Here is a 26,814-nt window from a genome sequence, read left to right as displayed (position 1 = left end):
AGCCATTTGTGAATCCTCCTTGGTAATTTTGTTTGTGGTGAACTTATTATACCTAAAGGGAGAGCATTTGGCTCTATTTATTTTTAATATTCAATTTACACCATTATACGGGCATAACCAGATAATCAATAGCTTTGGCATCGGAAATAGGTCCCACAAATAAATCGATGCTGGTATCTTAATATAAATAGTATATCAGGCATCGAGAAACAGAACAGTTGTCCAACCCGATGCCATTTCCCGACAAACCCTTCTTATACTAACGTTTCACCAACCGAAGATTACTTTTGTATCTTATTTCGAAATGTAAAATATTTTATGGCAAACTGTAGAAGGGTAATAACGTATATAACTAATAATACAACCCACACTGGCAGCAATCCGTGTTCACTGTAATCTGTCGAAGATATATAAGTCTGCTGAATCAGACCACAAAGAATCACGATCAACGGAATCACTCTTCCCCAGAAAATTCGCTTCACCATATCCAGCCGGGAGATATCATCACAGAATATTTCCTCGTCCTGCTCCATCCTGTCTGCCGGTTTCCGGAAATAGTTATATCCATCAAATTCTGTCAGATATTCCCATCCACAGTCCTCAAACATCCGTACATATTCCATCTGATGTTTGATTCCTTCTTTATTGTAATCCAGCTGATAGATTACTTTCTCAGGCTCACACCTCTCAAATGTATAGATTCCAGGGAAAGTCACTCTCTTAAATTTCCAACCTTCCAGGTGTCTCTTGCTCAGGTACTTTTCTTCTTTTTCGTATTCCATAATGTTAAACCAGCGAAATTCTTTTTTGAGTTTCTTCATTGCGTTACCTCCTGTGCATTGCGATACAGTCTGCGGATTCTCTTTAGTTCAAGCTCCAGAACTTCTGTGCCGAGTTCTGTGATCTGATAAATTTTCCTCTTATCTTCTTCCCTGATAAAATAGATCAGGCCATCCTTTTCCATCTTGGAAAGACTGCCATACATGGTCCCTGGCCCAAGTACCACTTCATTCTGTGTCAGTTCCTTTACCTTCTGTACGATCCCATAACCGTGATTCGGGGTACGAAGACATAATAGTATATAAAAACTTGTCTCCGTCATGGGAACGTAAACTTTCTTTATATGTGCATCCATAAGCATTCCCTTTCAGTGCGATATATCGTACTTCGATACTTTTGTTATATCGCACTACGATACATTTGTCAATCCCTATTTTTTACAAAATAATAGACGACCATTTTTGATAGTCGTCCATTCATTCTCTATAGTCTTTTCATCCAATCACATTCGCGCCAAACGGCATAAAGGAAAGTCTTGCCATCTTGAAAAATTGTTTTCCAAACGGAATACCAATGATCGTGATGCACCACAGGCAGCCTACGATCAGATTTCCGAGTGCCATTTCCCATCCGAAAAATACGATCCAGATCAGGTTTACCAGAAATGAAAACATTCCATTTCCATATACGACCTCTTTCCCGAAAGGCCAGAATGCAAGTGCCGCAAACTTAAAGCACTGTAAGCCTACCGGGATTCCGATGATCGTGATACACCAGATGCACCCGGCAAAAACCCATGCAAGCCCACCAAGTAAGCCACCAAATATAAACCAGAGAATATTTCCCAAAGTCCTCATAAAAACACTCCTTTCGCCCCACTTAATGTGTAGACTTCGCTTTCGGATAAATCTGTTTCATTCTGGCATCGTCAAAGTGCGTGTCCACCCATTTTTCTACCTGGTTCTGTGCTTCGACTCCCTGTGCCCTCTGATCGTAGCGCATCAGTGCCGCGGAAGAAACGATCATATTACAGCACATAAATACGGTCAGGATCCAGGTAATGATCTTGCCTGGTCTCACCGGTATTTTCTCGATCAGGCCAGAAAGAAAGGGATATACTTTTTTGAACCATACAACCGCCGCGATTCCCCAGAAAAAACAATACAGAAGATTGATCCTTCCCCCAAGGTTGAACGGCAGTTTACTGTAATCCCAGAATACTTTTCCGAAAAAAATCTCCGTGAATACACTGCACAGATATTCATAAGCGCCACCAAGAAAAGTGCCTGTCAGAAAAAGAAAACTCTCACTGCGGTCTTTATATTTATACAAGAACCAGGTGACAAGTGCCAGTGCCAGACCCCATACGATACTGAATGGTCCCCACACCAGACTGCTTCTGCTCATCCAGTATCCCATTGTGATCCGGCAAAAAACAGTCTCAACAATATCCCCTAAGAATGCACCAATAACAAATAACAGCATCAGTTTATAAAATCCACATCCCTGGGCAAAAACATTTTCTTCTGTCTTCTCTGCCGCCTGTGTTTTCCTTACTTTTGGATATGCTTTCTGAATCCTTCGCTCGATCCAGTCTGTAATCCACAACGTAAGACGGTCGCTTACTTTATCAAGTTGTTCATTTGCAGCTGCACATTGTTCCAGATAAGGACCTTTCTTTATCAGCAAAAGATACGAAGCTGCAACGTCCACGATCATCAATGCGACCAGAACCAGCAGAACAATATGTGATAACAGTACTGGAAAAACAGACAGAAGTTTCAGGGTCAGATTGTTCCCCCATCGGACCGCTATGTATCCAAAAACACCCCACAAAGCAGATGCCGGCAGACAGATATATCCATCCAGGTTCCATTTGACGTCAGAATAATCCCACCATCTCTGTTTAAACGCTTTCTCGATCAGGTGTCCTCCAATCCACTCTGTCACGGTAGCGTAGATCATCGAATACCAGAACAGCCAAAACCCTGTCAGTTCCTGCAGACCAAAAGAGATCACTACTGCGGTAATTCCATACATTACACAGAACGGTCCGTTCACAAGACCTCTGTTAGAAAATTTACGCTGCTTCAAAGTAGCTGTCACTGTCTCCAGAACCCACCCCAGAAACGAATATACAAAAAACAGCCACAACAGCTCATAGCCTGAAAAAATATTCATTTGTAAATTAGTTCCTTCTCCTTTTTTCTTTTGTACTTATTGTAAACACTACTATATTATAATGTCTGGAATAAGTTTCAGCAAGGAGTTCTGACTGATTCCAAAATTATATTTAACTGAAAAATCCCAAAATAAAGGTAGTAACTATGATTACGACGGGAACATGCCACATAAAATATGATTCCTTAAGAGCACTTACTGAATAAGATTTCTTCATCACCAGCTTGTGTGCAAGCCTGAAGCAAAAATAACCAATCAGCGTTCCGGCAACATTGGTGATAAGGTCGTCTATATCCGTTGCTCTATACAGGGTAAAGAGCTGAACAACCTCAATAGAAAAAGACAATCCAAGACCAATGAAAAATGTATTTTTTATGCTTCGATAACGCTTGCTTATAAGAGGACATAAAAATCCCAATGGAATAAAGAGAAAAATATTCAAAAGAAATCCCAGACTAAACCCATCGTGAAACGGAATCAGATTTATATTAGGATGTAAAAATGCTTCTCCCAGCCCTGACAATCTTATATATTCTTTCAGGGTAGGAATACCTACAATTTTGGTCAGCATTACACATAAGTAGTAATAAAATACTAATAACAAAACCGATGTTCTGATCTTTGGTATCGTCCTGCTTCTCCTGAAGATCAGGATCAGCATTACGCAGATCACGAGTATCCCGAGTAAAAAAACAGGATCAACAAAAAGCAAATCTTTTATTGCGTCAAACAGACCAAGCTGGACGTTTGTCTGACTGTTTGAAATCGAATTCAATTAAAAATCCCCCTTTTAAACTTTATATTATTTTCTGAAATCCATTTAACGATATAAAGATTAAAAAGGGGGTGGGATAAATCTTAAGATTTTCATAATTTAAGGCATTGTCATTATTTCTGAGCTCTATCTTTTAATATTTATTTTTGTTCGGTCATGATTGACTCGGTTTCTGCCGAATAAACTGATCCGGATGGATGTTGTTGCAAAGGAATCTCCTATCAACGATGAAAACAACAGAAAAAAATCTGGATATTTTATTTCAGATAATTTATCTCTTTTTTATTATAAATACATTTTCAGAAACATTTCCAGAATGAATATTATGGACTCTGACATTTTTTATGATAAATATATTGCAGATGATTTTGAAACCAAATATGTTCCCAAAATTTTTGAAACTGTTTGTAAACAGTATCTGATCAGAAAAAACCGAAAAGGTCTGATGGATGAGATTTTTGAAAAGATTGGAAAATATTATTACGACGATCCTATCGAAAAGAAAAATGGAGAATTTGACATTGTTACACAAGATGATCTGGGATACATTTTCTATGAAGCCAAGTTCCGAAAGAATCCTTTAACAGAAAATATGATTCAGAATGAAATCCGCCAGGTGAATCAGACTGGTTTAGACTGTTATAAATATGGATTCTTTTCCAGATCTGGTTTTCTCTGTGAACCGGAAGAAAATCAGATATTCATCGAATTAGATGAACTCTATCAATGAGAAAAAATCTCCCCCAGTTCAAATGGGGGAGATAAAATTTCAGATTTTAAATCCATTTATCCTCGCCTGAATCGCATCCAATGGCAGCTTCTGTGGGCAGACGGATTTGCAGGAGAAGGATTGTCCGCAGTATGCAAAGAAACGTTTTCTGTATTCCTTTTTCATATCATTTCTGTGATCGCCCCAGTCATTTTGCTCGATTGCCCGATATGCTTCTGCCATTGCCGAAGCACCTGCAAATTCTCTTCCGGCAAGAAAATTTGGACAGATTTCCAGACAGCAGCCGCATTGCAGGCATTGTCCCGCCTTGTACTGCAATTCGCGATCCCAGGAATAGTCTGACGAATCTTTTTCACTCAGCCATATTTTCATATGCTTCATTGTGTCAAAGATCGTGCTCCGATCCACAATGAGATCTTTAATAAGAGGAAATTTATGAAACGGTTCCAGTATGATCTTTCCACGTTTGGCAACATTTTTCAAGAACACACTGCACGCCAGCATTGGATAGCCATTCACAAGCATTGCACAGGCACCGCACTTTTTTTCGAGGCATCCGCATTCCCATGCGATACGGTCTGTCTTTGCTTCCTTCCTGTTCACTTCTGTCAGCCAGTCGGCAACTGTCAGATTTCCGTCCCCTGTATAGAGAAACTTCTGTATATATGGTTTCTCGTCTTTACTCTTCTGTCTTTTTACAGAAATCTCAATCGTCATTTTTGCTCACCTGCCTTCTGAAAATAAATCTGGATCTTTCCTCCGGTAAATTCCGCAATTGTCTGTTTCTGATATTCCTCACGCTCTGCCGGATAATCGCTTCTGGTATGTGCTCCACGGCTTTCCTTTCGTTCCAGTGCACCCAAAAGCAATGCCTTTCCCAGCAGGCAGCAGTCTGCAAGTGCCTGATTTTCTGCCTCTGTAGCGGTAGTATCGTATTCCTTTTTCACTTTTTCTGTCAGTTTATCCAGATCTGCCAATGCAGTCTGCAAGGTTTCTTCGCTGCGGATGATAGCAAGTCCATTTTTCATTATATCCTGCAGCGCCTGCCAGTTTTCGACGTAACTGCCTGCGGTCTGCTCTTTCGCTTCCCTGTCACTTACCAGTGGTGACGGCGGCTCCATGATATCTTCATCCTCCATCGCCGACTTTGCAGCGACACTTCCTCCATACAGTGCTCCCAGAAGTGAATTTCCTCCCAGACGGTTTGCTCCATGATACTGGCATGCACATTCGCCCGCCGCATAAAGGTTCTTCATAGATGTACGATGATCTGCATCCACCCATATACCGCCCATAAAATAATGGATTCCGGGCAGTACAGGAATCGGTTCTTTTCTCGGGTCAAGTGCAAGAAAACGGATGCAGTCATCAATGACTCCTTTTAACCGCTTTTCATAAATTTCTTTACCAAGATGGCTCATATCCAGATAAACCTGTTTTCCCTGCTTCATTTGCAGCCATTCTTCTCTGGCGACTACGTCTCTTGGCATGAGATTTCCCAGCTCTGGATACTTTTCTTCCATGAAGTAAACAGGTTTGTTGTTTTCCAGAACATACAGTCTGCCACCCTCGCCTCGCACTGCCTCTGTGATCAGCATATTTTTGCCATGAAGTTTTACCGTTGTCGGGTGATACTGTATAAATTCTCCGTTTGCAAACTTTACTCCGGACGCAAAAAGATTCGCCGACACAGCTCCGGTGTTTCTGACGGAACCTGTCGCATTGCCAAACATTCCGTTAAGTCCACCGGATGCGATCAGAACTTTTCCATAACAGGTCATCTTTTCCTGCGTGATCGGATGGAGCAGTACACATCCATACGCCTGCTCACTGTCATGCAGTAATTTAAGAAATGTCCATCCTGTACGGCGTTCAATGATTCCCTCTGCTTCATATCTGCGGACCTGACCGATCAAAACATGCATCAGCTGTTTGCCTGTATCTGCCGCCGCAAAAAAAGTCCTTTTTACAGATTGTCCGCCAAATGCTCTGACATCTGGTCTTTTTTCTTCATCCAACGTAAACGCCATTCCGTCTGAAAAAAGTTTTTCTATGATCTCCGGTGCAGCAGCCGTCATCTGGCTTACCGCCCGGGGATCAGCGATGTATCTTCCTGCTTTCATGGTCTCCTTTGCATGAAGCTCTGACGAATCGCTTTCTGTATTGAGAGCTGCATTAATGCCGCCCTCTGCCATTACTGACTGCGCCCGCTCAGAGGGCATATCAGATACAAGTATTGATTTTATTCCATTTTTCGCAAATTCAAGTGCGGCGCTTAGTCCTGCGGCACCTGCACCTATAATAATCATTGTTTTTTCCATCATTTTCTCACATTTGCCACTGTATATAATAAATGATCACTGCTACTGCAAAAAAGAGCATCATAACAGATAATACCAGCATCCAGTCTGTTGTTCTTTCTTTGAATTTAACTGTACCTTTTGCGATCAGCATTGCTTTTATGCTCACCGCAAGATGAATGAAAATCGCCAGTATGAAAAGAATCTGCGATAACATCCGGCACAGGGTAAATTCTTTTAAGAAGAACCTGCCATCTACGCTTGTTGTATATGCTGTTACATGAAAAGCAAGTAATAACAGGATGGCAATACCGGATATTCTTTTTGTCCAGAAAGCTGCATTCTGTTTAAAATACCAGTGTCCGCTCGCTTTTCCGCCTGAGACTGCCGCTAAGGTAGCTATTATTCCCAGGATTCCATGAACGCTCACAGCAATAAGCAGTCCCCAGGAAAGCGGCAGAAAGGAAATCGAACTCACGCCCAGTAACATCAGACTTCCCATGAGAGCGTGAAGCAAAAATAATACAATTATGACTCTCGCAAGAATATTATTCCATTTTCTCACTCTCCCGCCTCCTCACTCATAAGGAACACCTCAAAATGCCCTGCATGTACCAGAGACAGCATCATAGTTTCGCTGCATTCTTTTATCCGGACGTGGTATCCCTGTTCCTTCAAATAATCTGCTATATCCTGAACTGCCCTCTGATATTCCGTATTTCCTTTGTCGGATAAAAGCATGATCGTGTCTGTATTTTCAATTGCGGATATATTTTTCAGTATTTTGTAGGTATTTCCTGCCGTTATGATCGTTTCTTCTGCATAGTTTTCATCAGATAATGCAAGATCGTCCTTCGTATATCCCCACGAAGGAACTGTTTCATTTTTGTCATTATCACCATGCGTTTTCTTCGTAGCTCCGCTGATCGCATCTATCACCGAAAAATCCGGATTATAGCTTGCGTTATTAAGGAAAATGGAAATTCCTCCAACTATGACCAGCAAAGCTAGCAGAATCAGCACCACATGTCGTATTCTTTCTTTCATTTCACACAATTCCTCTGAATAAATTATTTGATAAAAGCTAATTGTGGTAACTCCCCGGTTTCTATGATCGCTATCAACATTTCTGCAAATCCTTTCGGATCACGGATCTGATACTGCATATGATTATGCCCGTCAAAAACCGGGAAGTTTCCAGATGGATATGCCTTCATGACTGCAGCTCTGTATTTGAAATGATCTTCTTTATTCCCAAACTCCCAGAAAGTACGCCTTTGGAGTTCTTCCGGTAAAGCAGGAAATGGTTTCTCTTCCAGGCTGTCAGCCATCTGACGTCTGATATTTCCGTAAGTCAGATTTTTACCTGCCGCGATAAAATATGGCTTGATCTGCTCGTCATCGCACCAAAGTATTTTCTTTAAAGTTTTTCCCTTCGACCAGTAGAGGCTTTTGATCGCCAGATATAGAAACGGAACCATGATCTTTCTGGTCAGTTTATTGATCTGCGCAAACTGTCCTCCATCGAAAAAGACATGTTTTACAGGAATTTCTGTACTGGTTAAAAATGCCATCGCCAGATCTGCTCCTATGGAAGAAGCCACTACAAGCGGAATCTCTTTGATTTTCTGTTTTTTGAGAAAATTTATGATCTGCTGCACTTCATCACTTTTGCTTCGATATTTTTGCCCGGCGCAGTATACGGTTGACGTTGGCATAATGCAGTAATATTTTTCCTGCAGATGTTCTGCCACCGGAACACTGCTGTCGCCAGTTACGCCCATAGCATGGAAAAATAATATCGCCGGGTTTGCTTTATTTCCCATTGTTCTGAATTCCATAATCTCCCCTCTTTTTTGGTTAGTTATCGCTTACTGCTATTCTACCACAAAGATCCTATGATTGCACTTAATTATAAGTCAAAACAGACAGTGACATGCTCCCACCACTTAAATCTTACAGATTTTGAAGTGGGGGCTTCCTGCTCAATTACCCTTTAGGGCAAAGCAAAAACAGGCTATCCCCGCGTGTCCCGCGGTTCTTTTTATCTGGTTACAGATTTTTCTATGTGCCGCTACGCACATTTTATATATATCTTTTTTCCTTCTTCCAGGATATTGACAGCTGCATTCACATCCCGATCCATCCGGTTCCCACATTCACATATGTAGGTTCGTTCTGACAAAGCCAGTTCTTTCTTCTTATTTCCACATACGCTGCATATCTTACTGGACGCAAAATAGCGGTCTACTTTTATAAGATATTTCCCACGTTCTTCCAGCTTATATCCAAGCATCGAAAGGAACTGCCCATATCCGTTATCCTGTATCCCTTTTCCAAAATGCAGACCTCCGGACATCCCTTTCAAGTTCAGATCTTCCACACATACCGCATCATACTTCTCCGCAAGATTATGACTGAGCTTATGATGGAAATCTTTCCTCTGGTTCTTTATCCTTTCATGACATAATGCAACCCTTTTCCTCTGGTTTTGATAGTTCCTGCTTCCCCTTTCACATCTGGAAAGCTTTCTCTGTTCCCGGGCAAGCTTTTTCTCAGCACTCCGGTAGAACATTGGATATCCAGCTCTTTCACCGGTAGAAAACACGCACAGTCCATTCATGGCAAAATCAATCCCCAGAAATTTTTCTGCCTGTCTTTTCTCCGCTGTTTGGTTTTCACAGTCGAACAACAGACTTGCAAAATATTTTCCAGATGGTTCCCTGCTTACAGTCACTGATTTTAGTTTCCATCCTTCCGGTATCGAACGGTGAAGTTTTATTTTTATGGGTGTCATCTTTGGTAGTTTCAGAGACTTTTCCTGCAGGCAGATATTTCCATTTACCATATTTGTTGTATAAGATTTCCGGGAATGTTTTTTTGATTTGTAATTTGGGAATCCCACTTTCGGTTCCCGAAAAAATTTCCGGAAAGCTCCCTCCAGGTTCCTCTGCACATTCGCTAATGCAAGAGAATCTGCTTCTTTCAGCCATGGATGTTCTTTTTTATATCCGGCTGGTGTATTTTTCAGCATCTTTTTTTCTTTCTGGTAATAACTGATCTTATCTGCAAGCATCTGGTTATAAAGAAAACGGCAGCAGCCGATTGTTTTCTCTATCTGAGATATCTGTTCTTTATTTGGATAGATTCTTATTTTTACTGCCCGGTTTATCTTTCTCACCCTGACTTTCTATATACTGACGGATTGATTTTATTTTTTACGAACATATTGTTCTTTCTTTATTATAATATATTTGTTTTATAAGAACAAGTGTTTCTACGAATTATTCGAGCAGATATGCTCAAAGGTGCAATTCATCCCTTCACCTATAGGACGCCACTGAAAAAGTGGTAAGTTTAGTATCACAGGGCGTCAAATATGTGCAAAAATGTTCCTTGATAATAAAATATTGCTAAAATAGTGTTTTGAGGGATGCAAAATCTACCCTTTTGAGAGATGAATTTTCCTATTTTTCCTCATTTGGGCAGACTTCTCCCTTTAGTTTTAAAATTCGTTTTAAATTGACTGCAAATATTGATACTGCTCCTTGAAGTTGCATGTTTGATAATCCAGCAGCATCACAACGACTATATCCGTGTATATTTTTTAATTCACTATTTTTTGCCTCTATCATATAGCGGGTTTTGAAACGTTCCTTGAAATATTGTGTTTTTTGAAACGCCTCTTGATTTTTATGATAATCCGATTTAATAGTGATACTATACGTTTTAGTTTTTGCATTTTCCTTATAACAGCCATTACGATAAGGACAGACATGGCATTTATTAATATCGAAAAAATATTTGATACGTGTATTCTTTTTCTGATTACTACGTTTGTCAATTCGATATTTTATAGCCAAATGCCCAGCTGGGCACTGCATGGTATCCGCATCTTTATTAAAAGTAAAGCTGTCCTCTGAACGTGTCCCTTTTATGATGCACGGGTTAAGCTTTGAAATTAATTTATAGTCATTGCTTTCCGCATCTTTTAAATTTTCCAGTGTGGAATATGCGGTATATGCTATTACTTCATTAACGGTTGCACCTGCTGTTTTACTTTTTTGAACCAGTACTGGAAGTTCCTGACCATCAAATACTTCGCCGGATGTGATTGTTGCTGCTGTGATGATCCGTTCATCTGTCATGACCAAATGAGTTTTATATCCGTAAAAAGAAGAATTGACCGTTTTATGGCCGATCCGGGCATCTGGATCAATGGATTGTTCATAACAATCAATCTGATTATCCAAAATTTCGGATAACATAGAAGATTCTTCTTTAATCGTTGGCTGTTCTGAATACGGACTTTCCTGGACTGTGTTTAATAATTCATGACAGTATTCATTATACTCATCTAAAGAAGCTCGTTTTTCAGGTTCATCTGGCAGATAAATGTCTTTATCAGAATCTTTTAAAGCTGCTTTTAAAGAAGTAGAGGCTTTTTTCAACATTTCTCTCTGAGTAGTTTTATGATAACGGGCTTCTGTATGAGTTGAGTCAACAATTATAGTATTGCTTTTTAAAACACCTTGATTCATGGCAAGTTCTACACTTTTATTTATGAGCAGATCAAGTATATTTTCATCTTTTAAACGCTGCTTTCTGAATTTGGTTAAAAGACTGGGATGGATAACCTCTTCTTCTGGCGTTAATTCCAGAAAATATTTAAAAGACATATCATATCGTGATCTTTCAACAACACCATTATCAGAAAGGTTATAAAGATATTTTAAAAACAGATATTTAAATAGTAATCCTGAATTATTCATGAGCATATAGAAATGCTCATGAATAATTCAGGCTATTTATATATATTTCAACTGCGAAAATGCCTTCAGCAGCTCCTTCTCTCCATAATCCTCAAACTGTACCCGTATGATGTCTTCCGTTTCAGAAATCACCACACCCATTCCATACTTGGGGTGTTCTACCTTTTTTTCTGTTGCAGTTGGCTTTTTTTCTGGCTGTTCCTGTACTTTTGTAGTGGTTTCTGTGGCTTCCGCTTTTTTTATTCTTTCTTCCAGAACCATCTTTTTAAGATCCTGCAAATGTTCTGCTGCTTCCTTTGGATTTCTCTTTTGACGTATTGAACCTGTCAGATATTTTTCAGGCAAATAGGAAAGATAGCGTCCCGGGCCCGGAAATACCCGGTTTCCATTGGGGCTGGTATAAAAAGATAATTCCAGAAATTTCTTTGCACGGGTCATTCCCACATAAAAAAGCCGCCGTTCTTCTTCCTCTGCTGCTTCATCCTTGCTGTTAAGAGGAATAAGGCCATCGTTTATTCCTATAATAAATACATAGTCGAATTCCAGTCCTTTGGAAGCATGCAGTGTCATCAGCTTTACGGAACTTTTGGAATCTTCCTCTCTTTCCAGGTCCATTCCATTCAGAACAAGCTCATTCAGGAAGTCACGGATATTCTTGTATTTTTTCATCCTGCCCAGCATTTGCATAATATACTTTCGATTCTCCGCATAATCTGCGGAAGCAGGATGCAGATATCTCTCCAGGCAGAGGAATTCCCAAAGTTCCTCATAATCTTTTCTTTGATCCTGATACTCCCACATCTTCTGAAAAAGCAGTGATTTAGAGAAAAATGTGTTTCCTGTTATCACTGATTCAATTTCTGTATGCGCCTTCTTTTCCGTCCATCCTTCGCCGAAATTCTTGTTCGTGAGAACAGAAACTGCACTACTGATATCCTCATGATTACTCAGAAAACGGAGTATCTGAAGGAACCACACCAGCACCGGAATGTCCTGGATTGTTTTCTTCTGTGATACTTCGTAAGGAATTTCATGTTTGGCAAAAACTTTTTCCAGGATTTCAGACTGATCCTGCAATCGATAAAATACTGCGATCTGTTCGTATGGAACCTGCTGCTCATGGAGTTTCTGAATTTTTTCAGCCAGATATTCTGCCTCCTGAAACGGATCATAATGATTTTTTACTGATATTTTTTCGCCCTTATCCTGTACGCCTTCCAGAGTATCTCCCGTCTCCTGAAACCTTCTGGAAACAGCCAGGATCGTCCCTGAAGAACGGTAATTTACCGGAAGCGAAAGTTCTCTTGCCTGATAAAGCTCCCGAAAACGGTAAAAAATATTAAACACGCTTCCCCGCCAGCTATAGATCACCTGATTTGGATCCCCGACGGCAAACAGGTTTACTTTCGGTTTCTTTAACTGCCGTATAAACTCAAACTGCAGTTCATCGCAGTCCTGTACCTCATCAATGATGATCCATTTTATATTTGGAAGTAATTCTTTATGGCATTCCAGAAGTCTGGTGGCATTGATCAGAAGATCTTCATAACTCATCTTATTCTGCTTCCGTTTTTCTTCTGCAAGAAACTCTACAAGCTGTAAAAAATCATCCTGATAATTGTTCCGCGAAGAACCACCTGTCCGGTTCTTCTGATCCAGTCTCTTTCTCAGACGGTTCTTGTACTTGATCTTCAGACTATGTTCTTTGATAAGACGTATAGCCAGTTCCAGCTCTTCCTCTGGAAGACACACCTGAAATTCTCTGGTGTAACCAAGTTCCTGTACTGGAAGAACATCCTGCAAAAGCTTTAATGCAATACCATGAAAGGTGCCATATAAGCAGTTCTGTGCCTTCTGATCCATATCAGATATCTTTAATCGTTCACGGATCTCATCGGCAGCCTTGTTTGTAAATGTCAGAACGATCATATCTTCCAGCGGGATTTTCTTTTGTTCGTAAAGATACTTTATCTTTTCGATCAAAACCGTTGTCTTTCCACTTCCCACATTTGCCCGTACCAGACAGGTGTTGCTCTCATCCAGGACCGCCGCTTCCTGATATTTATTCAGTTCCATTGTTTTCGTCCTTCTTCAATGAATGATATCTTCGCATCATTTTTTCTTTTTTATCATGATCTGCTGTTTTTTCACCGGAAAGAATAGCAAGCCGGAAACCGTCTGGAACAGATACATACCTGAGAAGGATATTCACAATGGCAGTTCTGTTTTCCGGCATGTCTGCCCATTCTGCATAGAACGCTTCTTTTACATAAAAGATCAGAGAATCTCCTTTTACTTCTATTGAAGATACCATGCGGAAAAATCCTGCAAACGCCTCATTTCTTTCTGTTATCCTGCTACAGAAGGTATCCCACTTTTCTTCTAATTCTTCCAGTTTAAACTCTTTGGAAATCTTTTGTTCTTCCTGATTCTCTGACAGACTGATCATTCCTGCAAATCCAGATTCTTCCGACAGATTCTGAAGTCCCCACAGAATGACATTCCGATCCAGCCGGTCATCACCAATGCATACGGCACATCCGTTTTTGCAGCGGCAGCCGGAAACCATACGGACAGCCTGCTCCACTACTTTAGGGATCAGATCATAGATTTTTTCCGCAAATCCAAGACCGCCTACATAGCAGTCATAAAAATAAAGGTAAACCTCTTCCTCTGTGCTTCCTGCAAGTTCCAGCGCATTAGAAGAAACGGCAACCCCAAGATCTGCGCTTTCCGTCATCGTCACCATCAATGCTGCATTCTTTAATGCAAACATCAACCCCTCAAAATGATTATTTCGCACATAATATCCCTGTTTATCCGGCTGCAGCAGATTTCGGTACATGGCTACTACATTCTCAGGAAGTTTGATCCATGCTGCTTCCGTATCGTAATTTTTCGTCAACGGTTTCCGAAGCTGCTCAAATCCCAGATTCTGATGATTATGGAACTGCATTTTTTTGTACATGTATACAAAATCCGCAATATTTACGTCTCCGAAAGACAGTTCCGTCCTTTTCCATTCCTGCTTTTTCTGTCTGTGGATAATGCGGATATTTGTCTCACATCCCGGAACCGTGTAATAATTCCCATGAAAAGGAACTGCCTCCACGATCTTGGTTTCCAGATTCATATGTACCACCTGGTAAAACTCGCCGTCATGCATATAGACAGCACCTTCATGGATCTCATGGAAAGCCTGTTCCTCATCCATTTCTGTGATATCTTTCCCCGTTTCTTTATTCAGAAGCTGATATTTATTCTGGTCGATGTTCCGCATGGAAAATTCTCCCGCCGGATACAGTCCTCCAGACCACACGAAGCGTCCTCCAAGACTTCGGACTTCTTCTACTCTCAGAAGAACAGGGATTGTCTCTCCCAGATCCGGAAAAAGCGCCCCGTCATCCAAAGACAATGGAAGTTCTGCTGCTGCAGCGCGGATATGTGCCAGCTCGATCAGCAGATTATCCGGATCTACAATAGCATTCTCACTGCTGCTGTCAAAAAGCCATTCCGGTTCCAGGGCAATGTACTGATCCATAGGAAGATTTGCCAGGATCAGATAATTGGTGCATCTTCCTTTTCCTCTTCCAGCGCGTCCGGTCTGCTGCCAGAAGGATGCTCTGGTTCCGGGATATCCCACAAGTACTGTAGTGTTGATCTTTCCGATATCAATTCCAAGTTCCAGTGCATTGGTTGATACAAGGCCTGTCAGTTCTCCGGAGATCATGCGCTTTTCGATATCTTTTCTTTCCTGTGGGGTATAGCCGCCTCGGTATCCGGATATCTCCTCTTTTTTGGCACTTCCCAGAAAGCCGCTGTTCTCCAGATGATCTCTGGTTTCTTTTACAAGGATCTCTACGTTTTTTCTGGATTTTGCAAACGCCAGAAAGCTCTCTTTTTCTTCCATCAGCTGTGGAAGCAGATCCGCCGCAACGCTTATTACGGATTCTTTTCCATAAGGATTTCCGTCTCTATCCAGTTTTTCGGGCGGCTGGATCAGACAATAGGTCCGCTCTGCCATGCCTGCCCCGCTTTTACTGATACAGGTAAACGTTTTTCCACAGATTTTTTCGGCAAGCTCTACCGGATTGGCGATCGTCGCTGAACTGCACAGGAACTGTGGCTCTGAATGATAATACCTGCAAAGTCTGGATAACCGCCGGAATACATTTGCAAGATGCGAGCCAAAGGCCCCTCTGTATACATGAAGCTCGTCCAGGACAATATATTTCAGATTGGCAAAAATAAAATCAAAACCATATTTGCTGTGGTTTGGAAGCATGGAACCATTCAGCATATCCGGATTTGTAAGAATGATATTGGCACGCTCCCGGATCCGTTTCCTCTCATCGGGAGGGGTATCTCCGTCGTAAACGCCTGCTGACAATCTGTGTTCACCAAAATATTCTATCCAAGGCTTCAAAGCACGGTACTGATCTGCTGCCAGAGCCTTGGTCGGATAGACAAAAATCGCCCGTGTGATAGGATTCTGCAAAATTTCCTGGATCACCGGCAGATAAAAGCACAGAGACTTACCACTGGCTGTCGGCGTCGTGATCACGATATTTTTCCCATTGACCGCCTCGCAAAAAGTCTCTGCCTGGTGTATATAAAGGGACTGAATATTTTGCTTCACCAGAAAACTCTGGATATCTGGATGCAGATTTGATGGAAATTCCGCATAGATGGGGGCTTTTTCCGGTATGATTTTTTTATAAATGATAGTTCCCTTCATAAGTAGTATAGATGCTCCTTTATTGTTTGTTTCACGTCAGATATGATAAATACAGGATACCATAAACAAATGTTCGGGGCAAGATGGCTTATTTTATTATATATTTCGTTCCTCTGCCTTTACCTTCAACAGCTATGATCCCTTTTTTACCCATATTTTTCAGTAATTGTGTTGTCTTGGATTTTCCAAAGGGAACATAGGGTGCAATTTCACTGATTGGCTTTAACATAATCTTGCTTAAAGTTTTATATACAACCCTTTCATCTTCCGTCAAATCCAGGTCCTTTTCAAAAATCGGAAGTACTGTTTTGATCGTATTCTCTGATACTTCAAAATCCGGTTTACTTAATCCTTCTTTATAAAGCTGTTTGATTCTTGTGATTCCTGTTCCAAATATCTCAACAAATCCGAGTCTGTAAAATACATTTGCAAGAATCCTGTTTCTTAAAACAGATAATTTTCCGGCTAAATATTCATCTTCTGTTATTCCAGAAGGCAATCCACCAGGTGAGACAATTTCTATTCTGTCATCAAACATTGAGATTCTGATTTCAGACTCCATATCCCATGTTCGGTGAATCAACGCATTTGCAACTGCTTCCCTGAATGCAGCCTCCGGTATTTTTTCCACTGTTTTTCTGTCACTTCCCTGTATTTCTTCATATTGATAGTAATCTCTGAATACATCAATTGTTTTATCGTATACCTCAAGAATTGACATATTTTCGAAGGTTACTCTCTTTTGGATAATGCTGATATTTTCGCCGAATTTCATAATATCAATTCCTGGAAAATGATTTTTATCTGCCAGAATTCCTGCTGCATTATTATAACCATTATCGTTATCATACAAATTTAATGTTTTTAAAGTGTCCTGATTAAATGTATTAATTTGTATGTGTTCTCTTAATTTACGATATAAAATCTCAAATGACAGTTCCTGATTCTTACATGGAAGCTCTTCAAATCTTATATTTTTCCCTTCCAGGATAAGCCTTGATAATTCCAGTATATCTACTTCTATCGTAGCTGTATCATTTCTCTTATATGCCTTCGATTTATACAAATAGGGCTTCTGAATGCCGCTTTTAACTGACAGTTTTATTGTATGGTCCTGTTGTACTTCAATCGTATAATCTGGCTGAGGACAAATACTGTCATTGATTTTATTTTCGATATCCAGGCATGACTGTTTTACATCTGGCAAACCTTTAACATTGCCATCGTCATCAATTCCAAAAAGGATCGTTCCTCCATTGTAATTTGAAAAAGCACTCACCGTTTTCAAAAAAGTATTTGTAACTTTTTCTTTAAATTCTATTGTTCGCGTCTCCTTCATACAATTCATATCCTTTCCAATTTATTTTAGTTATATTATATGCAAAAGCAGTCACAAAATCAATCGTAAAAAAATACGATTGATTCTGCGACCGCTTTGCATCATAAAAGAAAGACTCTGCAATAATCTCAATTTCTACTTTCCGACAAAAACAACCCCGTCAGGGTCAGAAACGTACCCACAGCTGACAGACCGGTAATTTTTTCATGTAAGATCAGTGCGGAAGTCACAACTGTAATAACCGGGACCATGTAGATGTAGACGCTGGTTTTTACAGCACCCAGGATCTTGACTGCGAAATTCCAGGAAACAAAACATAATGCCGAAGCACCCAGACCTAGGAAAATAAGGTTAATCAGATACGTCGGATTTGCAAAACGCCCCAGTTCCAGATGGAAGTCAAGAAGGAACATCGCAGGAATCATAAAAAGAATACCATACAGAAACACACGCCGTGTCGTAAGGATAGTCGAATAACCATAACTGCTGATTCTCTTCGTCAGAATGGAATAACATGCCCAGACAAAGGATGCCAGTAAAGCCAGCAGATCTCCCACCGGATTCAGTTCCAGCTTAGATCCGTTAAAACTGATCAGAAAAATCCCCACCATTGCAACTGCAAATCCAACAAAGAACTTTGCCCGTAATCGTCCTTCTTCTTTCAGAAACAGATGGCTCAAAATGGCCGTAAAAAATGGAGCGACTGAGATGATCACTCCCACATTTGAAGCCATTGTATAGGTAAGCGCGATATTTTCCAAAAGATAATACAGGCAGATCCCGCAAAATCCTGCCGCAGCAAAGGTAAGTTCCTGTTTGCGGCTCGTACCAGTCAGCCTGTGTGGGGAAATAATCGACAACATCAGTAAGCCCATGACAAAACGGAAAAACAAAATTTCTACCGGTCGAAAATCCACCAGTAAAACCTTTGTCGATATAAAAGTAGTTCCCCAGATCATGATCGTAAGCAGTGCACACAAATGCCCTGTTCTTTTCTTATTTTCCATGTTTTTTGTCCTCCGAATTTTCCTTCGTTAAAAAGATTTCCCTGTAAGCACCTGGTGCCAGTCCAATATAACGATTAAAGTAGTTTGTAAAATGACTCTGATCAGAAAATCCTGTCTGCAATGCCGCTTCCACAGGCGTCAGGCCCTGTTCCAGTAATTTCTTCGCTTCTCCGATGCGGATATTTTGGAGATAACTATATGGAGTTACACCTTTGGACTTCGTAAATGCCCGCAGCAAAGTTGATTTGCTGAGTCCCGCCAGATAACAGATCTGATCCAGATAAATATGCTCAGAAAAATGCTGTTCCATAAACCGGCAGGCCTTTTCTATCTCATCCCGACATTCTGGAATGCACTGCTCAAAAGGCTGTCCATATCTTTGTATCAGCAGAGAAATCAGCAATAGCAGATTTTCTTCCTTGCCAAGATCATTGAAACCTTTCATGATCATTTCGTGCAGTGAATGCAGGTAACAGGCCACTTCTTCATCAAAGATCACGTTTTCCGAAAATCCCGGAAGTTCTCGTTTCCCAGTCACTTCTTCGGTCAGGTTCAGCATACTCTCTCTGGAAATATTAAGCGCACGATAATCCAGAGTTCCGTCATCACCCTGCACACAGGCATGATTATCTCCGGGATTGAAAAGAACAATATTGCCTCTTTGAAGGGTGTATTCTTTATTCTTACAGGACAGACAGCGTTTTCCATTTTCCACAGATCCGATCACATAATACTCATGGAAATGATTTGGGAAAGGCTGCATGATCCCCTCGAAACAATATGCTTCCAGCCGCAGTTCATCATCATAGATGACTGTTCGCACTTCTTTCTTCATGATCTTTGTCTCCTCTCAGAGTACATTTTAACATCCGCATAATGAAAAATGCTTGTAAAATATCTTCATTATTTTCCCAATATATAACAAGCCCAAGTGTCAGATCTGACATTTCATTCCGTATGCTCTCATTTCATTCCCTGTAGCCAAAATATGGCGTTTTTTGTGCTATTTTATAAGCAAAATAAAAAACAGGAAGGAGAACTGCAAATGAAAAGAAAAGTTTTGCATTCCATTTTTGCTGCAGGTTTATTGACAGCAGCTCTTTTTTCTACATCTTATTCCGCATCCCCTGTAAAAGCTGAAGAACAGCAGGATGCACAGACAGAAAGTATATCGGACACCGGCGATACAGCCCAGTTAAAAACGCTTCTGGAAGATTCTGGCTTTGCTGTACAGCAGGGAAGTTTTTATGAACTGGATACGGTCAAAGCCGCTTCTGAAGGAAAACTTCTCAGCTGTTTTGGAAACAATGCCGGATCTTCTTACACTGTTTTTGATCTTCCGGAGGCATCGGAGCAGGAAGTTCCAAATCCGACTTTCCCACCGGCTGGCTGGCAGTATAAACTTTGTCAGGACGAAGCTCTTGTACTTGTCACTACGCTTCCTTCTGAATGTACTTATTATTCTTTTGTGAATTATATTATGTTCACAGAGCAGAAAGAGGGAAAAGACTACACAAATGAAGCTGGATTTTTCAGCGCCGGGGATGAAACTACCGGTCTTTATCATCCGATCTTTGGTTCCATCGGGGAACCTCTTAATATGCTCAATATCAAACATAGCGATGACAGTGAGTTCGGAACCAATGCCGTCATTGTGATCAGCGCAAACCAGACCATAACAGATCAGGTAACAGAGCAGCTCCATGCTTCTGGATTTGATGACAGCATGATCAATATCATGCCGATTCCTGCCGAAACGTATCGTATGGGACTGGAAAAAGGGGATGATACTTTCTGCTTTCTGGGACGTATTTCACAGCCTGCGGATTCAGATGCTTATGAAAAATATGTTTCCACACTTGCAGATAACTCCGTACTCTACCGTGTAACCCCAAAAGAAGAGCAGGCAGCAGATCCGTATGAAAATGCAGCTGTAACGCCTCGCGGAACAGGAAAACATGAGACAGAAGTAATGGATGAACCTTCTAAACATCTGAACAGTATACGAGAGGCGATCATCGCAAAATATGCATCAGATTATACTTATGAAGAGCTCAAATCAGATATCGCAGTTCCGGAAGGACTGACAGCATATTATAACGATATGAATTCCCAGGGTGACAACCGCGATACAACGTATCTTATGACACGTGACTTCACTCTGGACTCGGACGATGATTTTGTTGTTGTTTATGGTGTAAACCATACAAAAAACGGGAAAGCACGTTATTCCAATGCAGTACTTTATGGACGTCCGATGCTGAATGGTGTGTGCAGCATTTACGATTCCCTTTATACCGGAAGTGCCAGTGAGTATCTGGAAGAAGATTGTGAAAATCCGGATCAGTATTATGTTTACAAGATGGCACGTACTCAAATGGATGATCATACTTCCACGATCGAATACTCCGCCGGTAACGAAAAAGGCAAATTCTATGGTGTAGATAATGGAAACCCTCTGTTTCTTGCATTCAGAGCTTACCTGGATGAAACAGGTGTTGGTGCTTCCTACTATGAGATCATTTATGACCGTGCGATTGTTTTCCATAAGAAATAAATCCTCAGACGTACCAGTGGTGCTTCCTGAAAATACACCGCAATAAAAAAATACCGGCTCCCGGGATCATACTCTGTAAAGAGTTCAATTCCGAAAGCCGGTATTTTATATGTGCAGCATAAAACTTGCTTCAAACTGATTTCCTTTTGCCTCAAATCGACTGATCCCGTCGTATTTTTCACAGATCTGTTTCATCGACTGAATGCCGATTCCTTCTTTATTTTCTCTCTTTCGAGATAAGATCTTGTCGTCTTTTTTGAGGATGATACCGTCAAAAGAATTATCTTCCCCGTATCCTTCTTCTCATATCCGCCCAGCGAAAATCTGAGAATGCCTTTTTGACCTCTTCTCGTTTGCCGTGACTGATCGGAATTTCAGTCTGGTCAGAGAGTTTTAATCTGTCAGACGACATGGATGTGACCTCACGCATAGAAACCAATGCCCACCGGATCGGCATACAGAAATCACTATCTGGAAGGATCTGGGCCATTTCCGACAGCGACTGCGACGCTTCCAGGATACCTGTTTTCATGTGTAGCAGAGTCTTCTTTCCCTTTGCCTCTATATACAGAATATCTGAAAGATAGACGCTTTCCTTTAATCTTCCAACTTTTACTTCGACTATCCTCATCGAGTAAAAACTCTCAAAAAACTTATCCAAAACCTTGTAGATCTGTCCCTGTTCAATCGGCTTTACGATATAATGAAGTGCTTCGATATCAAATGCCTCTGCTGCAAAATCAATACTGGTACTTGCAAAAACGATCTGTATCTTGTGATTCATCTGAATGATTTTTCTGGCAGTTTCCATCCCGTTCAGGTTATCCATAAAAATATCCAGAAATGCAAGACTGTAACATTGAATATCAGAATCCAGAAACGCTTCTCCGGATACAAATTCATCGATCTTGGCATACAGTTCATTCTGATCCAGATAAGAAGAAAGCAGTGATATGATTTTTTCCCTGTCTGTTTGCAGATCATCACAAACCGCAATTCTAATACAATTTTCCATCTTTTTTATTCTTACTCCTGTTTCTTTTGTCTGTGAATGATGCAAATGTTCGGGACAACCCTCAATGGACAGGTATGTGTTTAAGCTCCGACAAATTAAGCTCTGACAAATTTTCTTTGTTAATGGTCAGCAGGCATCGGCGTTTTCATGGTGATACAGGATCACATTTTTTATATTATGCAACGGTAATTCTCTGATATTCTGTTCTGCTGTGCATACACTCATGTATGCGACACGTTTCGCATGCCTGTCCGTTACATGGACCAGTTCTGCCTCCACACAGTCCAACGCATAAGAGCATGCCCCTATCAAACCTAAAACATCTAATTTCATTTCGTAAAAGATTCCTTTTGTTTATTTAAAAAGTTAATCACAATCTCCTGTATCTCTTCTGTCCAGAACTCGCTTCCTCCATGATCTGCGCCTTCCAGGAGATATAACTGGACATCTTTTCCGCAGGACTTGAGTTTCTGGTAAACGGTTACGCCTACGCGGGGATTGATCGTGCGGTCTTTGGTGCCGTGGAACATCAGGATTGGCGGAAGGATCGTGTCTTCATGGATGTAGCATTCTACAGATAATTTCCGGCACAGTTCCGGGTACTCGCGTAGGTTTGTGCCTCCCATTTCCCTTCCCTCCGGGCTGTCCGGCAGATGGTGGTTGAGCGTACTTGGCATGCCATCTTGCAGCATTACACTTAAGGCACCATAAAAAGAGAGGATCCCTTTTACATCCGCATTTGTTCCGGGATATAAGTTTGTATCCTGCTCATCATCGTGGAGCAGCTGAGAAAACATGGCTGTATGTCCACCGGATGAATCGCCACCGACAAACACTTTGTCCGTATCTACGTGATACTCTGCCGCATGGATCTTCATAAAGCGAATCGCGTTTCTTGTGTCCAGTGCCTGCGCCGGAAATGGTGCAATCCCGGAGTGGCGGTATTCCACAACTGCTATGACATAGCCCTTCTCAGCCAGTCTTGAAAGCATTCCCAGTTTCGCATTGATATTCTGCTCAAGCCACGCAGAGCCCTGGACGTACACAAGACAGGGATACGATGTATCACTGTCTATGGTGTTTCTTGTCTGTGGTGTAATGATCTGTAAATGAAGCGGCACACCATCCATGTTGGCATATTCCACATTCGAGTAAATATAAGTTCCTTTCTCATCTCCGGTTGTCGAGATTCTTGTAACACCTTCTATCTCTTCGTCAAAAGACGGGTATTCTTCGTAGGTCCAGTTTTTTATTTCCATAAGATATATTCTCCAGTTTTACGTCTTACCAGCCTTTCAGTACAGAAATCTGATAAGTCGCTATATTTTGTGGGTTTTCCAGTGCTTTTTTGCGCCAGGCACTTGGCGAAAGTCCTGTTATCTTTCTGAAATTTCTCAGAAACGTAGACAGAACCGGGTAGCCGACGGAACGAGCGACTTCTTCGATGGATGCACTTCCATGTGCAAGCAGTTCGCATGCTTTGTTGATCCGGACCACATTCAGGTATTCGGAAGGCGGCATGTTCGTATATTCAGAAAAAATCCTTCTCATATGAGTTTCGCTCAACCCACAGCTTCTGGCAAAATCCTTTGCCTTTATATCCTCCGTGTAATGCTGTTCCATGTAGTTTATGATCTTGCGAACATAATTCATTGCATCAGAATGTGAAAGTTCATCCTTGAAATCCAGCGTGTTCAGCCGATCAAAAAATAACAGAAAATTAAACGCAAGCGATAAAACTGCATATTTATAATGATATTTTTTCTGCTGTGTTTCTTCTATTATCATCTGCAGCAGTTCCACAGCCAGAGCGTTTTTGCTGCTGTCCAGCACCAGGACTTCTCTGGTAAGATTTTTCTGCATTTTTGTATACTTTTCAGGCGCATCCTCAAAAAACTTTTTGAGGATCCTGTCTGTGTCTATAAAAAGATATTCCCATTTCTGCTTTTTGTCATGTTCTTCTGGTGACGGACAGGTACGATGCGGAATGTTCCTTGGAATGAACGTCAGTGTTCCTGCATGGTAAGGCGTTTCTTTTTCTGCAAACTGTATGATTCCATTTCCATAATGACAGTAACCGACTTCCAGATAATTATGAAAATGCATGTTATCCATTCCATAAACAGTTTCCCATTTTTCACCAGTCAAAACAAGCAGCGGAAGATCCTGTGAAAGTTCATAGTAACGATATTCAGCTTTAGACATTTGCTTCTCCCTGTGTTTTCTATAAGAGTATTATAGCAGTTGGTGAGCATAAAGAAAAGAACACAGAGATCATATTGGCGCAGAAATTATCCTCATTTTTTCCAATCTATAATCGTTTTCCGATAGAATATCAATCCCACAACTCCTACCAGCACTTCTGAAATCGGAAATGCGAACCAGGTATAGCGAAGTCCCAGAAGTGACAGACCCCAGAAAATTGGGATCAGGCAGAATATCTGACGCATGACAGACAGAAAAAGGCTTACTTTTCCATTTCCGATCGCCTGGAAAAATACCGGTGTCATCAGGGAAAACACTGCCGGGATAAAACTTGATCCTATGATGGGAAATGCAGTCTTTCCAATTGCAATTACCTCTCTGCTGCTGGAAAATATTTTTACAAGCTGCACCGGAAAGAATACAAAGCAGACTACGCCGATCAGCATGACCACACAGGAAAATGCATAGGTATCCTTCATCGTTTCCCGGCATCTGTGATAGCTTTTTGTCGCATAGTTAAAACTGAGCAGCGGAACAATACAGGTCTGCAGTCCCATAAGCGGAATGAAAAAGAAGGTCTGCATCTTGTAATAAAGTCCCAGCACAGTGACTGCTGAATCTGAAAATCCTGCAAGAATCGCATTCAGGATCACAATATAAACCGTATACATGGCCTGCATCAATATCGAAGCATAGCCAAACCGATAGATCTGCTTTGCATACAGGATCAGTTTTCTCCACTCCGGTAGTCTGCGGACACCTCCGAAAGCTGTGATCATCGCTGCTGCAATCTGTCCACAGACTGTCGCACAGGCTGCTCCTGCAACACCCATCTCCGGCACCGGGCCAAGTCCAAAGATCATGATCGGATCCAGCACAATATTGGTCAGTGCACCTACTGTCTGTGCAACCATCGGACGGCGCATATTTCCTCTTGACTGATGGACTTTTGTCCAGTTTCCTTCCAGAAATGCACCGATACTGCCGATGCAGACGATCCGTCCATAAGTCACAGCATCGGTGACCGCCTCCGGGACTTTTGCACTGGTCATAACATAGGGGCGCATGAATGCGGCAGAAAGAGCTGCAAAAATAAGCCACGTTGCAATTTCAAGGACCATTCCTGTTCCTGCTGCCTCTTCTGCTTTTTCAGGCAGCCTCTGTGCGTACTGACGGGCCATGTAGGTGTTAACACCCACGCCAGTCCCCACCGCCAGCGCAATAATGATCAGCTGCAAAGGATAAATAACCGACAATGCTGTTAATGCATTTGCCGAGTACTGGCCGACAAAAAAGCTGTCTACAATGTTGTACATTGCCTGGATAAGCTGTGCCAGCATGACAGGCGGTGCCATTTTTAACAAAATCTTTGGGATTTTCTCTGTCCGAAATAATTCTGTCTCTGTACTGGTCTCGTTTTTCATCGCTCTTCTTCCTCCAGTGAATCTTCCAGAATCTGGTCATATTCCATAAATAATTTTGTCATTGTACGGATTCTCTCTTCGCCAAGCTGCTTCACTGCCCGTTCTTCCATAAGGCTCAGGGAATGCAGTAATTTTTCTGAATATTCTTCGCCACTTTTTGTCAGTACAAAGGCTTTTTCTTTTCCAGTGCATTTTTCCTTATTGATCTCAAGAATTCCTTCTTTTTTCATTTCCGCGATCACATGGTTGATCGTCTGACGCGGCAGCAGATAAGAGTCGCAAACCTGCTTCTGTGTGCAGAATCCATATTCCCGGATCGTATAAAGCACCAGCATCCGGTTATAGCTGACATTATTTTCTTTCGCCCACATAGAATAAACTCTTCGGCACCGGATGATTGCCTGGTTTACCTGATCATGTAGTTTTTGTATTTCACGGTTCATGTTTATCCCTCCATTCAATCCCATTTGGGATTATAGGAAATATACTCCTGAATTTCCAGTTTGTCAATCCCGGAAACAGCAAGGGGAAAGCTTTATGTCAGCTTTCCCCTTAAAGTTGTTCCAAAGTATTGATAAATGTTTTCGCCACTTTGCTGAACACGGCATGTTTTTTCCATACCAGTGCCAGCCTTGTTGGCAGTTTAGGTTCTAATGGAAGAAAACGCACGTTTGGATCAAGTGTGGGGGCAGTAGGTTACAAGCTGCCCTGAAAAAAACGTCTGTTTTGCGGTGCAGGATACACTTTGGGCATGATGGCATCGGGTTGGATGACTGTTCTGTTTCTCGATGTCTGATATGCCATTTATATTAAGGTACCAGCATCGATTTATGAGCAGAATCTATTTCCGATGTCCAAGCTATTGATTATCTGGTTATGCCCGTATAATGGTGTAAATTGAATATTAAAAATAAATAGAGCCAAATGCTCTCCCTTTAGGTATAATAAGTTCACCACAAACAAAATTACCAAGGAGGATTCACAAATGGCT

The 26,814-nt window shown here is 41.2% G+C and carries 25 protein-coding genes and 1 pseudogene; 2 read left to right on the top strand and 24 right to left on the bottom strand.

Going from position 1 to position 26,814, the window contains the following annotated elements; translation table 11 throughout:
• Nucleotides 1-281 precede the first annotated feature (281 nt).
• The 5 genes from KQI91_RS05925 to KQI91_RS05905 all read right to left on the bottom strand — a co-directional run bounded on the left by KQI91_RS05925 (nucleotide 282) and on the right by KQI91_RS05905 (nucleotide 3,736).
• On the bottom strand, nucleotides 282-821 hold the full coding sequence (locus KQI91_RS05925; protein ID WP_216391939.1) for a DUF2812 domain-containing protein: 540 nt from the start codon (nucleotides 819-821) through the stop codon (nucleotides 282-284).
• A complete protein-coding gene (locus KQI91_RS05920; protein ID WP_216391938.1) occupies nucleotides 818-1,135 on the bottom strand; it encodes a PadR family transcriptional regulator in 318 nt (105 codons plus the stop codon). The genes KQI91_RS05925 and KQI91_RS05920 overlap by 4 nt, the downstream gene beginning before the upstream one ends.
• A 139-nt stretch (nucleotides 1,136-1,274) precedes the next feature.
• Nucleotides 1,275-1,637 (bottom strand): YccF domain-containing protein, encoded by a 363-nt coding sequence (locus tag KQI91_RS05915; RefSeq protein WP_216391937.1) that lies wholly within the window; start codon nucleotides 1,635-1,637, stop codon nucleotides 1,275-1,277.
• Between the two features lie 22 nt (nucleotides 1,638-1,659).
• Nucleotides 1,660-2,961: a putative ABC transporter permease gene (locus KQI91_RS05910; RefSeq protein ID WP_216391936.1), complete on the bottom strand. Its 1,302-nt coding sequence runs from the start codon at nucleotides 2,959-2,961 to the stop codon at nucleotides 1,660-1,662.
• Between the two features lie 112 nt (nucleotides 2,962-3,073).
• The gene (locus KQI91_RS05905) at nucleotides 3,074-3,736 is read right to left on the bottom strand and encodes a VanZ family protein (RefSeq protein ID WP_216391935.1); all 663 of its coding nucleotides are present in this window, start codon (nucleotides 3,734-3,736) and stop codon (nucleotides 3,074-3,076) included.
• A gap of 193 nt (nucleotides 3,737-3,929) precedes the next feature.
• Here KQI91_RS05905 and KQI91_RS05900 point away from each other — a divergent pair, with 193 nt between their 5' ends.
• A complete protein-coding gene (locus KQI91_RS05900; RefSeq protein WP_216391934.1) occupies nucleotides 3,930-4,466 on the top strand; it encodes a DUF234 domain-containing protein in 537 nt (178 codons plus the stop codon).
• 39 nt (nucleotides 4,467-4,505) lie between these two features.
• On the opposite strand, the gene KQI91_RS05895 is transcribed toward KQI91_RS05900, so the two are convergent.
• The 12 genes and pseudogenes from KQI91_RS05895 to KQI91_RS05840 form a co-directional block, all read right to left on the bottom strand.
• The gene (locus KQI91_RS05895; RefSeq protein WP_253288380.1) at nucleotides 4,506-5,183 is read right to left on the bottom strand and encodes a 2Fe-2S iron-sulfur cluster-binding protein; all 678 of its coding nucleotides are present in this window, start codon (nucleotides 5,181-5,183) and stop codon (nucleotides 4,506-4,508) included.
• On the bottom strand, nucleotides 5,180-6,775 hold the full coding sequence (locus KQI91_RS05890; RefSeq protein WP_330654465.1) for an FAD-binding protein: 1,596 nt from the start codon (nucleotides 6,773-6,775) through the stop codon (nucleotides 5,180-5,182). Before KQI91_RS05890 ends, KQI91_RS05895 begins: the two co-directional genes overlap by 4 nt.
• A gap of 19 nt (nucleotides 6,776-6,794) precedes the next feature.
• Nucleotides 6,795-7,331: a pilus assembly protein PilX gene (locus KQI91_RS05885; RefSeq protein WP_216391933.1), complete on the bottom strand. Its 537-nt coding sequence runs from the start codon at nucleotides 7,329-7,331 to the stop codon at nucleotides 6,795-6,797.
• Entirely contained in the window at nucleotides 7,328-7,813 is a 486-nt protein-coding gene (locus tag KQI91_RS05880) for a DUF6921 family protein (protein WP_216391932.1), read from the bottom strand. Before KQI91_RS05880 ends, KQI91_RS05885 begins: the two co-directional genes overlap by 4 nt.
• A gap of 23 nt (nucleotides 7,814-7,836) precedes the next feature.
• Complete coding sequence (locus KQI91_RS05875; protein WP_216391931.1) at nucleotides 7,837-8,607, bottom strand: alpha/beta hydrolase; 771 nt, start codon at nucleotides 8,605-8,607, stop codon at nucleotides 7,837-7,839.
• A 233-nt stretch (nucleotides 8,608-8,840) separates the two neighbouring features.
• Nucleotides 8,841-9,947, bottom strand: a complete 1,107-nt coding sequence (locus KQI91_RS05870) for an RNA-guided endonuclease TnpB family protein (protein ID WP_330654464.1) — start codon at nucleotides 9,945-9,947, stop codon at nucleotides 8,841-8,843.
• 286 nt (nucleotides 9,948-10,233) lie between these two features.
• Nucleotides 10,234-11,523: pseudogene (locus KQI91_RS05865) on the bottom strand (IS1182 family transposase); the annotation flags it as partial.
• A 51-nt stretch (nucleotides 11,524-11,574) separates the two neighbouring features.
• The gene (locus tag KQI91_RS05860) at nucleotides 11,575-13,614 is read right to left on the bottom strand and encodes an ATP-dependent helicase (RefSeq protein WP_216391930.1); all 2,040 of its coding nucleotides are present in this window, start codon (nucleotides 13,612-13,614) and stop codon (nucleotides 11,575-11,577) included.
• Nucleotides 13,601-16,276: a DEAD/DEAH box helicase gene (locus KQI91_RS05855; protein WP_216391929.1), complete on the bottom strand. Its 2,676-nt coding sequence runs from the start codon at nucleotides 16,274-16,276 to the stop codon at nucleotides 13,601-13,603. The genes KQI91_RS05860 and KQI91_RS05855 overlap by 14 nt, the downstream gene beginning before the upstream one ends.
• 88 nt (nucleotides 16,277-16,364) lie before the next feature.
• Nucleotides 16,365-17,615, bottom strand: coding sequence for an ATP-binding protein (locus tag KQI91_RS05850; RefSeq protein WP_216391928.1), 1,251 nt, complete (start codon nucleotides 17,613-17,615; stop codon nucleotides 16,365-16,367).
• 128 nt (nucleotides 17,616-17,743) lie between these two features.
• On the bottom strand, nucleotides 17,744-18,622 hold the full coding sequence (locus KQI91_RS05845) for a DMT family transporter (protein WP_216391927.1): 879 nt from the start codon (nucleotides 18,620-18,622) through the stop codon (nucleotides 17,744-17,746).
• Nucleotides 18,612-19,457 (bottom strand): helix-turn-helix domain-containing protein, encoded by an 846-nt coding sequence (locus KQI91_RS05840; protein ID WP_216391926.1) that lies wholly within the window; start codon nucleotides 19,455-19,457, stop codon nucleotides 18,612-18,614. Before KQI91_RS05840 ends, KQI91_RS05845 begins: the two co-directional genes overlap by 11 nt.
• A gap of 210 nt (nucleotides 19,458-19,667) precedes the next feature.
• On the opposite strand from KQI91_RS05840, the gene KQI91_RS05835 reads away from it, so the two are divergent.
• Nucleotides 19,668-21,179 carry a hypothetical protein gene (locus KQI91_RS05835; protein ID WP_216391925.1) on the top strand — a complete coding sequence of 504 codons (1,512 nt, stop codon included), beginning with the start codon at nucleotides 19,668-19,670 and terminating at the stop codon, nucleotides 21,177-21,179.
• Nucleotides 21,180-21,284: 105 nt separating this feature from the next.
• On the opposite strand, the gene KQI91_RS16465 is transcribed toward KQI91_RS05835, so the two are convergent.
• From KQI91_RS16465 to KQI91_RS05800, 7 genes are all read right to left on the bottom strand, one after another.
• Nucleotides 21,285-21,422 carry a GHKL domain-containing protein gene (locus tag KQI91_RS16465; RefSeq protein ID WP_442860598.1) on the bottom strand — a complete coding sequence of 46 codons (138 nt, stop codon included), beginning with the start codon at nucleotides 21,420-21,422 and terminating at the stop codon, nucleotides 21,285-21,287.
• A gap of 37 nt (nucleotides 21,423-21,459) precedes the next feature.
• Nucleotides 21,460-22,194, bottom strand: a complete 735-nt coding sequence (locus KQI91_RS05825; protein ID WP_216391924.1) for a LytR/AlgR family response regulator transcription factor — start codon at nucleotides 22,192-22,194, stop codon at nucleotides 21,460-21,462.
• Nucleotides 22,195-22,320: 126 nt separating this feature from the next.
• Nucleotides 22,321-22,527, bottom strand: coding sequence for a hypothetical protein (locus tag KQI91_RS05820; protein WP_330654463.1), 207 nt, complete (start codon nucleotides 22,525-22,527; stop codon nucleotides 22,321-22,323).
• Nucleotides 22,524-23,453 carry an alpha/beta hydrolase gene (locus KQI91_RS05815; protein WP_216391923.1) on the bottom strand — a complete coding sequence of 310 codons (930 nt, stop codon included), beginning with the start codon at nucleotides 23,451-23,453 and terminating at the stop codon, nucleotides 22,524-22,526. Before KQI91_RS05815 ends, KQI91_RS05820 begins: the two co-directional genes overlap by 4 nt.
• A 25-nt stretch (nucleotides 23,454-23,478) precedes the next feature.
• On the bottom strand, nucleotides 23,479-24,399 hold the full coding sequence (locus tag KQI91_RS05810; RefSeq protein ID WP_216391922.1) for a helix-turn-helix domain-containing protein: 921 nt from the start codon (nucleotides 24,397-24,399) through the stop codon (nucleotides 23,479-23,481).
• Between the two features lie 92 nt (nucleotides 24,400-24,491).
• Nucleotides 24,492-25,823 carry an MATE family efflux transporter gene (locus KQI91_RS05805; RefSeq protein ID WP_216391921.1) on the bottom strand — a complete coding sequence of 444 codons (1,332 nt, stop codon included), beginning with the start codon at nucleotides 25,821-25,823 and terminating at the stop codon, nucleotides 24,492-24,494.
• The gene (locus tag KQI91_RS05800) at nucleotides 25,820-26,266 is read right to left on the bottom strand and encodes a MarR family winged helix-turn-helix transcriptional regulator (RefSeq protein ID WP_216391920.1); all 447 of its coding nucleotides are present in this window, start codon (nucleotides 26,264-26,266) and stop codon (nucleotides 25,820-25,822) included. Before KQI91_RS05800 ends, KQI91_RS05805 begins: the two co-directional genes overlap by 4 nt.
• Between the last annotated feature and the right edge of the window lie 548 nt (nucleotides 26,267-26,814).

Source organism: Blautia sp. MSJ-19, assembly GCF_018918125.1.
GTDB lineage: Bacteria > Bacillota > Clostridia > Lachnospirales > Lachnospiraceae > Blautia_A.
This window is presented reverse-complemented; position numbering and strand designations above follow the sequence as displayed.

Bases quoted from the DNA above. Each gene is read 5' to 3' on its own strand.
- KQI91_RS05925 (WP_216391939.1), bottom strand. From the start codon at position 821: ATGAAGAAACTCAAAAAAGAATTTCGCTGGTTTAACATTATGGAATAC.
- KQI91_RS05920 (WP_216391938.1), bottom strand. From the start codon at position 1,135: ATGGATGCACATATAAAGAAAGTTTACGTTCCCATGACGGAGACAAGT.
- KQI91_RS05915 (WP_216391937.1), bottom strand. From the start codon at position 1,637: ATGAGGACTTTGGGAAATATTCTCTGGTTTATATTTGGTGGCTTACTT.
- KQI91_RS05910 (WP_216391936.1), bottom strand. From the start codon at position 2,961: ATGAATATTTTTTCAGGCTATGAGCTGTTGTGGCTGTTTTTTGTATAT.
- KQI91_RS05900 (WP_216391934.1), top strand. From the start codon at position 3,930: ATGGATGTTGTTGCAAAGGAATCTCCTATCAACGATGAAAACAACAGA.
- KQI91_RS05895 (WP_253288380.1), bottom strand. From the start codon at position 5,183: ATGACGATTGAGATTTCTGTAAAAAGACAGAAGAGTAAAGACGAGAAA.
- KQI91_RS05890 (WP_330654465.1), bottom strand. From the start codon at position 6,775: ATGATTATTATAGGTGCAGGTGCCGCAGGACTAAGCGCCGCACTTGAA.
- KQI91_RS05880 (WP_216391932.1), bottom strand. From the start codon at position 7,813: ATGAAAGAAAGAATACGACATGTGGTGCTGATTCTGCTAGCTTTGCTG.
- KQI91_RS05875 (WP_216391931.1), bottom strand. From the start codon at position 8,607: ATGGAATTCAGAACAATGGGAAATAAAGCAAACCCGGCGATATTATTT.
- KQI91_RS05860 (WP_216391930.1), bottom strand. From the start codon at position 13,614: ATGGAACTGAATAAATATCAGGAAGCGGCGGTCCTGGATGAGAGCAAC.
- KQI91_RS05855 (WP_216391929.1), bottom strand. From the start codon at position 16,276: ATGAAGGGAACTATCATTTATAAAAAAATCATACCGGAAAAAGCCCCC.
- KQI91_RS05850 (WP_216391928.1), bottom strand. From the start codon at position 17,615: ATGAAGGAGACGCGAACAATAGAATTTAAAGAAAAAGTTACAAATACT.
- KQI91_RS05845 (WP_216391927.1), bottom strand. From the start codon at position 18,622: ATGGAAAATAAGAAAAGAACAGGGCATTTGTGTGCACTGCTTACGATC.
- KQI91_RS05840 (WP_216391926.1), bottom strand. From the start codon at position 19,457: ATGAAGAAAGAAGTGCGAACAGTCATCTATGATGATGAACTGCGGCTG.
- KQI91_RS05835 (WP_216391925.1), top strand. From the start codon at position 19,668: ATGAAAAGAAAAGTTTTGCATTCCATTTTTGCTGCAGGTTTATTGACA.
- KQI91_RS05825 (WP_216391924.1), bottom strand. From the start codon at position 22,194: ATGGAAAATTGTATTAGAATTGCGGTTTGTGATGATCTGCAAACAGAC.
- KQI91_RS05820 (WP_330654463.1), bottom strand. From the start codon at position 22,527: ATGAAATTAGATGTTTTAGGTTTGATAGGGGCATGCTCTTATGCGTTG.
- KQI91_RS05815 (WP_216391923.1), bottom strand. From the start codon at position 23,453: ATGGAAATAAAAAACTGGACCTACGAAGAATACCCGTCTTTTGACGAA.
- KQI91_RS05810 (WP_216391922.1), bottom strand. From the start codon at position 24,399: ATGTCTAAAGCTGAATATCGTTACTATGAACTTTCACAGGATCTTCCG.
- KQI91_RS05805 (WP_216391921.1), bottom strand. From the start codon at position 25,823: ATGAAAAACGAGACCAGTACAGAGACAGAATTATTTCGGACAGAGAAA.
- KQI91_RS05800 (WP_216391920.1), bottom strand. From the start codon at position 26,266: ATGAACCGTGAAATACAAAAACTACATGATCAGGTAAACCAGGCAATC.